The sequence below is a fragment of the Streptomyces sp. NPDC058964 genome (assembly GCF_042741275.1).
Taxonomy (GTDB): Bacteria; Actinomycetota; Actinomycetes; order Streptomycetales; family Streptomycetaceae; genus Streptomyces.
In genome coordinates this window covers 1-8,861 of sequence record NZ_JBHYKH010000380.1, presented here as the reverse complement: position 1 = coordinate 8,861, position 8,861 = coordinate 1, and the positions used below count along the sequence as shown (strand labels likewise).

Genomic DNA, 8,861 nt, shown 5'->3' with positions numbered 1-8,861 from the left:
CGGTTGGTGAACGCCTCGCGTGCCGCCGAGGCCAGGGCCTCGCCCGTGACACCGGGGTGGTGACCGGCGGACGCCTGGGCACCGCCCAGGGACTCCCTGGCCTCGGCGGGGGCCGACACGGGGATGTCGTGGCGGTAGACGGCCGTACCGATGGAGCCGAGGACCGCCATCCCGAGGGCGCCGCCGAACTCCGCGCCGGTCTCCAGGAGCGACGACGCGGCGCCCGCCCGCTCGACGGGGGCGGCCCCCATGGCCAGGTCGGTCATCTGGGACATCACCATGACGATGCCGGAGGCGAGAACACCGGCCGCGGCGAGGGAGAGCCACAGGGAGTCCGTGCCGGTGAGGGCCAGCATCGCGTACCCGGCCGCCGCGGTCGCGAAGCCCGCCGCGACGACGTAGCCGCGGTCGACGCCCTTCTGCACCAGCGAGGTCGCGAGCGGGGCCGCCATGCCGATCGGCACCGAGGGGAGCAGCGCCCACAGGGCCGCCTCCATCGCGCTCTTGCCGAGCACCGACTGCAGGTACTGAGTGGTGAAGAACGCCGAGCCCATCATGCCGAAGGAGGAGACGAGGTTGAGGACCACCGCCGGGGCGAATCCGCGGCCGCGGAAGAGGGCGGGGGAGATCATCGGGGAGTCGGCGGTGCGCTGGCGGTGGACGAAGAGCGTCGCGAACAGCAGGCCGACCGTGATCGACACGACGTACTGCGGGTGCCAGCCCTGCGAGGGGATCTCCTTCAGGCCGTAGACCACGGGGAGCACGGCGGCCATCGACAGGGGGACGCTCAGCCAGTCGAAGCGGCCGGGCTCGGGGTTCCTGGACTCGGGGAGCAGGACCGGGCCGAGGACCAGGAGCAGTGCCATCGCGGGCAGGTTGACCAGGAAGACCGAGCCCCACCAGAAGTACTGGACCAGGACACCGCTCATGACCGAGCCCAGTGCCACGCCCGCCGTCATCACGCCGGACCAGATGCCGATCGCCTTCGCGCGCTGGCCGGGGTCGGTGAACATCGTGCGCAGCAGCGCCATGGTCGACGGCATCAGGGTCGCGCCGCCGATACCGAGGACCGCGCGGGCGGCGATCAGGGTCTCCGCGCTGTTCGCGTACGCCGCCACCAGCGAGGCGGTGCCGAAGGCGGCGGCGCCCAGCAGGAGCAGTTTGCGGCGGCCGATGCGGTCGCCCAGCGAACCCATCGTCATCAGCAGGCCGGCCAGTACGAACGCGTAGATGTCGAAGATCCACAGCTGCTGTGTGCCGCTCGGCTCGAGGTCGGCGCTGATCGCGGGGATCGCGAAGTAGAGGACCGAGACGTCCATCGAGACCAGCAGCAGCGGAAGCATCAGCACACCGAGCGCCGTCCATTCGCGGCGGCCGGCACGGGCGGTCGGGGTCGTGGTGGTGCTCGTCGTGTTCGTCATGACAGCGAATGTACAAGCGTATTAAACGCGTGTCTAGAACGCTTGTATAGGTCATGCGTCTAGGACGCTTGTATGGATCGAGGGGTAGGCTGGTGCGCATGGGACACCGTGAGGATCTGCTCGAAGGCGCCAGGCGCTGCCTGCTGGAGAAGGGGTTCGCGCGCACGACGGCACGCGACATCGTCAAGGAGTCGGGGACGAACCTGGCCTCGATCGGCTACCACTACGGCTCGAAGGACGCGCTCCTCGCGCAGGCCTACATCTCCCTGGTGGAGCAGATGTCCTTCGAGGGCGGTACCGGCATCAGCGGCGCTCCCGGTTCGCTGGAGCGGTTCCGGGAGGTGTGGTCGAACATCGTCGACAGCATGCGGGAGCCCGGCTCGGTTTGGCGGCTCAGCATGGAGGTCATGACCATCGACCTGCCCGAGGTGCGCGACCACCTGGCCCGGGCCCAGCGGGAGGGCGGACGCGGGCTGGTCGCTCTGCTCATGGGCGTTCCGGAGGAGGAGGTGTCCGACGAGAGCGCGGACACGCTGGGCCGGTTCTACATGACGCTGATGTCGGGACTCATCGCCCAGTGGACCTTCGACCCGAAGACCGCACCGGACGGGGCCACGCTCACCGAGGGTCTGCGCCGGATCATCGAGGCCGCGACTCGGACATGACGCGTCCGTCCCGCAGCGCCGGCCCCAGGGCGAGGAGCATCGCCGCCGCCGTCAGGGTGAAGGCCCACGCGTACCCCGTGCGCCCCGCGAGCAGGCCGAAGCCCGCCGCCCCGACACCCATCCCGGCGTCGTACGCGAGATTCCACACGGCCGTCACCGTGCCGTAGGACGAGCGGGCGGCCCGGGTGTACATCAGGGTCAGCGTGGCGTTCTGGGCGATGCCGAAGCCGGTCCCGAACAGGGCCGACCCCGCGACGACGGCGACCGGGCTCACGGTCGCCGCGGTGACCAGCACCCCGGCGGCCGACAGCAGCAGTCCGGGCACCACGAGCCGCGCGGTGCCGTGCCGGTCGCCGTGCCGGCCCGCCACCCAGCGGGCCGCCGTCGAGGCCGCCGGCTGCACCAGCAGCGCCACCGCCACCACCCCGGCCGGCGCCGAGGACACGGCCAGCGGCAAAAAGGTGACCAGGATGCCGGCGGCGAGCGCGGTGGTGGCGAAGACAAGGGAGGGGCGGCGCAGCGCGGGAGTGCGCAGGGCCGCGGTCATGCCCAGGGCGGACCGCCCCGCCTCCGGGTTCTCCGGCCGCCCGTCCGGCAGCGCCGGGACCGACGCGATCGCCGCCAGGGCCGCCGCCCCCGCCGTCACCGCGACCGGCCCGTACCCCACGTGCCGGGCCAGCCACAGGCCCAGCGGCAGGGCGACCAGCGAGGGCACACCCCCGACGACCCCCACCAGCGCGAGCCCCTCTCCCCGCCGCTTCGCCGGGATCAGGGCCGCCGTCATGGCGCCGCCCGCGACGATCGTCACCGCGAAGCCCAGGCCGCGCACCAGGCACACGGCCACGATCCACACCAGGCCGTGGGACACGGTCAGCAGCAGGGCGGGCGCACCGAGCAGGAACAGCCCCGCCATCAGCGGACGCCGGTTGCCGTGGCGGGCGACCAGCCGGGGCGAGACCAGTTCGCCGAGGACCGTGGAGAACATCAGCGCGCCGGTGGCGAGGCCGGCGCCGCCCCCGCCGCCCGCCGTCCCGGCGTAGGCGGGCACGGTCGACAGCAGCAGATAGAAGCTGACCGAGGCGCCGACCATGCTCACGAAGCGGAGCATCAGGGCCCGGGTCAGCAGGGGCGGCCTCGGGGCCGAAGCGGGCGCCTGTGCGCGGGAGTTCGCGGACGTCGTCATGACCTCGACGCTAGGGCCCGACCGGCCCCCCGGTAAGCTCCAATTCCATGCCACCGCAGTGGGCCGGTCTGTCTCCCGAACTGCTCCTGACCGTCGACCGGGCAGGCGGCGAGCAGCTGCGCGCACAGCTCGAGCGGCAGCTCCGCGACGCCATCCGCACCGGCCGCCTCCAGTCCGGCGAACGTCTTCCCTCCTCCCGCGAACTCGCCCGCGCCCTGGGCCTGTCCCGCGGCCTGGTCCAGGACTGCTACGCCCAGCTCCAGGCCGAGGGCTACCTCGTCACCCGCGTCGGCTCGGCCACCCGCGTCGCCGCCTGTGCCCAGGTGGAGCCCGAGCCCGCCGCGCCGCCTGCCCAACCCCCGCCCCTGCTCGCCGACTTCCGCCACGGCGTCCCCGACCTGGCCTCCTTCCCGCTCGCCGACTGGCTGTGGGCGACCCGGGAGGCGGCCCGCGCCATGCCGACGGCCGACCTCGACTACGGCGATCCGCGCGGCAGCCGGGTCCTGCGCGAGGTCGTCGCCGGCTATCTGCGCCGGGTGCGCTCGGCCGCCGCCGACCCCGCCCGCACCGTCATCTGCTCCGGCTACGCGCAGGGCCTCAGCCTGACCCTGCAGGCGCTGGCCGCTGCCGGCACCCGCGTGGTGGCCTACGAGGACCCGGGCGGACCCGGCACCGCGACCGCGGCCGCGGAGGCGGCGGGCCTCCCCGCAGTGCCCGTCCCCGTCGACGAACACGGCATCGACGTAGGGGCGTTGGAGGCCGTCGGGGCGGGGGCGGTGATCGTCACCCCGGCCCACCAGTGGCCCACGGGCGTGGTGCTCAGACCCTCCCGTCGGCTCGCCCTCGTCGAGTGGGCGGCACGCCGGGACGCGTACGTCATCGAGGACGACTACGACGCCGAGTTCCGCTACGACCGCGAGCCGGTCGGCTCGCTCCAGGGCCTGGCCGCCGACCGGGTCGTCTCCATCGGCACCGTCAGCAAGTCCCTGGCCCCCGCCCTGCGCATCGGCTGGCTGCTGTGTCCGCCCCGGCTCGCCGCCCCGCTCGCCGAATTCAAGAGGATCGCCGACCGGGGCACCCCGACCCTCGACCAACTGGCGCTCGCCCGGCTGATCGAGTCGGGCCGCTACGACCGCCATCTGCGCCGTATGCGCGTCGTCTACCCGGCCCGCCGCGAGGCGCTGCGCGCCGCCCTCGCCCGGCACGCCCCCGCCGTACGCCTGACGGGTCTGGCGGCCGGCTTCCACGCGGTGGCCCATCTGCCCGGCCGGGCAGACGAGCGGCAGGTGATCGCCGCCGCCCGGACTCGCTCCGTCGGCCTGTACGGAATGAGCGCCTGCCGCTCCTCGGGCGCCACCCGCCCGGCCCAGCTCGTACTCGGATTCGGCGATGTGACGGAGCGCGCGATCGCCGAGGGGATCGCCGCCGTGGGAGACCTGCTGAGGGGGGACGACACCCCCTAGAGCCGCGCCCCCTTCAGCGCCATGTGCAGCAGCAGCCGGTCCTCCCCGTCGTCCAGGTCCAGGCCGGTCAGCTGCTCCACCCGGGACAGGCGGTAGTACAGGGTCTGGCGGTGGATGCCGAGCACGGCGGCCGTGCGGCCGGCCTGGCCCGCACGGTCCAGGTAGACCTCGGCGGTGCGGGCCAGTTCGCGGTGCGCGGGGGTCAGCAGCGCGGCCACCGCCTGGTCGTGGGCCGCCCCGGCGGGCAGCGAGGTCAGCAGCCGGTACGGCCCGATGTGCGCCCACTCGGCGACCGGCCCCAGCCGTGGCTCCGCCAGCGCCGCCCGTGCCGCCCCGGCCGCCTCCTGCCAGGCGGCCCCCAGGTCGGCGAGCCCGAGCCGCGGGGCAGCGATCCCGGCGGCCACCCCGGCCGCGCCGGCACTCCCGCCGCCGGCCCCCGCCCCCGGCCGCGATCCGCCGCCGTCCGCCGCCGTGCCCCCGGCGCGCTCCAGCAGCCGTCCGGCGGCCGACACCGCCGACGTCACCGTGTCCGGCGAGCGCAGCCGCACCAGCAGCGCCAGTGACTGCGCGGACGTACCCCATGGCACGGTGCACAGGGCGGTCGCGCCCGGCACCGTGCGTACCGACGGCGCGTCCTCGGGGTCGGCCGAGGGCCAGGGGGCCACGCACACCACCGTGTGCGGGCCGTCCGCGCGGACGGCCAGCGCCGTGCGCAGTTCGGCCACCGCCATGTCCCGCTGCCAGCCGGGTTCGGCGGTCAGTACCGCCCGCAGCTCCCGGGTCAGGTCGGCCCCCGCCTGCGCCTCGTCCGCGAGCAGCGCGCCGATGCGGGCCGCGACCGCCATGGCCGCGGTCAGCTGCCGCTCGCTCGGGCCCGGATCGTCGTCCAGCAGCCACACGTAGCCGAGGACGACACCCCGATGGCGTACCGGCAGGCAGATGCGTCCCCGGTACACGCCCGCCTCGGGGGTGGGCGGAATGCGCACGGGCCCGGTCGCCCGCGTGATGCCGAAGCCCTCGAACCACGTCCGCACGGCCGAGGTGGAGCGCCGGGTCAGGATCGAGCGGGCGCGGACCGGGTCCAGGGCCGAGGCGTCCAGCTCGCCCTCGCTGTCGTACGCGCCGAACGCGATCAGCTCGAAGTCGCGGTTCTCCAGCGTCGCGGGAGCGCCCAGGAGCTCCGAGATCTCGTCGACCAGCTCCTGGTAGTCACCCTTGTAGTCGGCCGTCACCCCCGTATTCTCCCGCATTCCCCGGCCGCCTTCATACATATGTCTGAGATCCCGGGCGCGGATGCGTGACAGCTGTCGATGGCCGACGATCGGAGGGATCCTTAGATTTCACGGTGGTTCTCCGTGCCGTACCCGAAAAATCACTTGTCGCGGGTCGGTATTCCGTTGGTCTTGTTGTGGAGGTGCCCCGTGCTGGGTCCCGTGATTCTCGCCGCGTCGCGCAGCGACCGGATGCGACGCCTGATCTCGGCGGCCCCGGTGACCAAGCAGGTCGTCGACCGCTTCATCCCCGGCGAGACCGTCGACGACATCGTCCCGATCATCCAGGAGCTCACCGCCAAGGGCCTGGAGCTGACCATGGACGTCGTCGGCGAGGACATCACCACCCGTGAGCAGGCCACCGCCGCCCGGGACGCGTACCTGGAGCTCATCGAGCGCCTCAAGGACCTGGAGCTCGGCCCGAAGGTCGAGATGTCGGTCAAGCTCTCGATGTTCGGCCAGGCGCTGGAGGGCGGCCACGAGCTCGCCCTGGAGAACGTCCGCCCCGTGGTCGCGGCCGCCGCCGCGATCGGCACCACGGTGACCCTCGACGCCGAGGACCACACCACCCTCGACTCGATGTTCGCCATCCACGAGGAGCTGCGGAAGGACCACCCGCAGACCGGCTGTGTCATCCAGGCCTACCTCTTCCGCACCGAGGCCGACGCCCGCCGCCTCGCCGCGGCCGGCAGCCGCGTACGGCTCGTGAAGGGCGCGTACAAGGAGCCCGCCGAGGTCGCGTACCAGCAGAAGCACGAGATCGACAAGGCGTACGTCCGCATCCTGAAGACCCTGATGGAGGGCGAGGGGTACCCGATGATCGGCTCCCACGACCCCCGTCTGATCTCCATCGCCCAGGAACTCGCGCACCAGGCCGGGCGCAAGATGGACGAGTACGAGTTCCAGATGCTCTACGGCATCCGCAGCGACGAGCACCTGCGCCTGGCCGCCGAGGGCCACCGCATGCGCGTCTACACCGCCTACGGCACCGACTGGTACGGCTACTTCATGCGCCGTCTCGCTGAGAAGCCGGCCAACCTGCGCTTCTTCCTCCGCTCCATGGTCAGCAAGGGCTGAGCCCGAACCACCCGCTCACGTACAAGGAGTTACGGATCTCATGGACGCTGTGACCCAGGTCCCCACCCCCGTCAACGAGCCGGTGCACGGCTACGCCCCGGGCTCGCCCGAGCGCGCCCGCCTGGAGGCCAAGCTCAAGGAGCTGGCCGAGAACCCGATCGACCTGCCGATGACCATCGCGGGCGAGAAGCGCATGGGCGGCGGCGAGCCGTTCCGGGTCGTGCAGCCCCACAACCACAAGGCCGTGATCGGCACGCTGCGCAACGCCACCCGGCAGGACGCGCAGGACGCCATCGACGCGGCCCTGGCCGCCGCGCCGGCCTGGCGCGCGATGTCCTTCGACGACCGCGCGGCGATCATCCTGCGCGCCGCCGAGCTGCTGGCCGGCCCCTGGCGCGAGACCATCGCCGCCTCCACCATGCTCGGCCAGTCCAAGACCGCCCAGCAGGCCGAGATCGACAGCCCCTGTGAGCTGGTCGACTTCTGGCGCTTCAACGTCCACTACGCCCGCCAGATCCTGGCCGAGCAGCCCCCGGCCAACTCCCCGGGCGTGTGGAACCGTCTGGACCACCGCCCGCTGGAGGGCTTCGTCTACGCGATCACGCCGTTCAACTTCTCGGCGATCGCCGCCAACCTGCCCACCGCGCCTGCCCTGATGGGCAACGTGGTGGTCTGGAAGCCGTCCCCGACGCAGACCCACGCCGCCGTGCTGCTGATGCAGCTCCTGGAGGAGGCCGGCCTGCCCAAGGGCGTCATCAACCTCGTCACCGGTGACGGCATCGAGGTCTCCGCGGTCGCCCTGGAGCACCGCGACCTCGCGGGCATCCACTTCACCGGTTCGACCAGGACCTTCCAGTACCTGTGGAAGACGGTCGGCAACAACATCGAGAAGTACCGCGCCTACCCGCGCCTGGTCGGCGAGACCGGCGGCAAGGACTTCCTCGTCGCCCACCCGAGCGCCGACCGTGCCGTCCTGAAGACCGCCCTGACCCGCGGTGCCTTCGAGTACCAGGGCCAGAAGTGCTCGGCCACCTCCCGCGCGTACATCCCGGCCTCCATCTGGAACTCGGGCTTCAAGGAGGAGTTCGCCGCCGAGGTCGACTACCTCACCATGGGCGACGTCACCGACCTGTCGAACTTCATCGGCGCCGTCATCGACGAGCGGTCCTTCGCCAAGAACAAGGCCGCGATCGACCGCGCCAAGGAGGACCCGACCTGCACGATCGTCGCGGGCGGCTCCTACGACGACTCGGTCGGCTACTTCGTCCGCCCGACCGTCATCGAGTGCACCGACCCGGAGAACGAGGTCTTCCGCACCGAGTACTTCGGCCCGGTCCTCGGTGTCCACGTCTACGAGGACGACAAGTACGACGAGATGCTGGAGCAGATGGAGTCGGTGTCCGACTACGCGCTCACCGGCTCGGTCATCTCCAACGACCGCGCGGCGGCCGCGTACACGATGGAGAAGCTCCGCTACGCCGCGGGCAACTTCTACATCAACGACAAGTCGACCGGCGCCGTCGTCGGCCAGCAGCCCTTCGGCGGCGGCCGTGCCTCCGGCACCAACGACAAGGCCGGCGCCCCGCAGAACCTGCTGCGCTGGACCCTGACCCGCGCCATCAAGGAGACGCTGGTCGCGCCGACCGACTACTCGTACCCGCACATGGGCTGACCAGCCCTCCCGAACCCGGGCCGGGGATCCCGGACCCCCAGCACGCGTACCCGCCCCGCACCCAGTACGGGGGGACACACCCCCAAGACCCCCACCACAGCCACTCCCC

Annotated in this window: 7 protein-coding genes; 4 read left to right on the top strand and 3 right to left on the bottom strand. The window is 72.5% G+C overall.

Going from position 1 to position 8,861, the window contains the following annotated elements; translation table 11 throughout:
- Nucleotides 1-1,421 (bottom strand): MFS transporter (locus tag ACFW2E_RS33825; RefSeq protein ID WP_384471829.1); only part of this gene is annotated, 1,421 nt, incomplete at its 3' end.
- A gap of 98 nt (nt 1,422-1,519) precedes the next feature.
- Between ACFW2E_RS33825 and ACFW2E_RS33820 the strand changes: the two genes are divergently transcribed.
- Nucleotides 1,520-2,086, top strand: coding sequence for a TetR/AcrR family transcriptional regulator (locus tag ACFW2E_RS33820; RefSeq protein ID WP_384471826.1), 567 nt, complete (start codon nt 1,520-1,522; stop codon nt 2,084-2,086).
- Here the strand turns inward: ACFW2E_RS33820 and ACFW2E_RS33815 are convergent.
- Nucleotides 2,061-3,269, bottom strand: coding sequence for an MFS transporter (locus ACFW2E_RS33815; protein WP_384471823.1), 1,209 nt, complete (start codon nt 3,267-3,269; stop codon nt 2,061-2,063). The genes ACFW2E_RS33820 and ACFW2E_RS33815 overlap by 26 nt on opposite strands.
- A 47-nt stretch (nt 3,270-3,316) precedes the next feature.
- Between ACFW2E_RS33815 and ACFW2E_RS33810 the strand changes: the two genes are divergently transcribed.
- On the top strand, nt 3,317-4,732 hold the full coding sequence (locus ACFW2E_RS33810) for a PLP-dependent aminotransferase family protein (RefSeq protein WP_384471820.1): 1,416 nt from the start codon (nt 3,317-3,319) through the stop codon (nt 4,730-4,732).
- On the opposite strand, the gene ACFW2E_RS33805 is transcribed toward ACFW2E_RS33810, so the two are convergent.
- Nucleotides 4,729-5,982 carry a PucR family transcriptional regulator gene (locus ACFW2E_RS33805; protein WP_384471818.1) on the bottom strand — a complete coding sequence of 418 codons (1,254 nt, stop codon included), beginning with the start codon at nt 5,980-5,982 and terminating at the stop codon, nt 4,729-4,731. The two genes, ACFW2E_RS33810 and ACFW2E_RS33805, sit on opposite strands and share 4 nt — an antisense overlap.
- Nucleotides 5,983-6,153: 171 nt before the next feature.
- On the opposite strand from ACFW2E_RS33805, the gene ACFW2E_RS33800 reads away from it, so the two are divergent.
- Together ACFW2E_RS33800 and pruA are read left to right on the top strand one after the other, a co-directional pair.
- Entirely contained in the window at nt 6,154-7,080 is a 927-nt protein-coding gene (locus ACFW2E_RS33800; RefSeq protein ID WP_384471815.1) for a proline dehydrogenase family protein, read from the top strand.
- A gap of 40 nt (nt 7,081-7,120) precedes the next feature.
- Nucleotides 7,121-8,752 (top strand): L-glutamate gamma-semialdehyde dehydrogenase, encoded by a 1,632-nt coding sequence (gene pruA / locus ACFW2E_RS33795; protein WP_384471812.1) that lies wholly within the window; start codon nt 7,121-7,123, stop codon nt 8,750-8,752.
- Nucleotides 8,753-8,861 lie beyond the last annotated feature (109 nt).

Excerpts from the sequence above, each read along its gene's own strand:
- ACFW2E_RS33820 (WP_384471826.1), top strand. The coding sequence starts at position 1,520 with ATGGGACACCGTGAGGATCTGCTCGAAGGCGCCAGGCGCTGCCTGCTG.
- ACFW2E_RS33815 (WP_384471823.1), bottom strand. The coding sequence starts at position 3,269 with ATGACGACGTCCGCGAACTCCCGCGCACAGGCGCCCGCTTCGGCCCCG.
- ACFW2E_RS33810 (WP_384471820.1), top strand. The coding sequence starts at position 3,317 with ATGCCACCGCAGTGGGCCGGTCTGTCTCCCGAACTGCTCCTGACCGTC.
- ACFW2E_RS33805 (WP_384471818.1), bottom strand. The coding sequence starts at position 5,982 with ATGCGGGAGAATACGGGGGTGACGGCCGACTACAAGGGTGACTACCAG.
- pruA (WP_384471812.1), top strand. The coding sequence starts at position 7,121 with ATGGACGCTGTGACCCAGGTCCCCACCCCCGTCAACGAGCCGGTGCAC.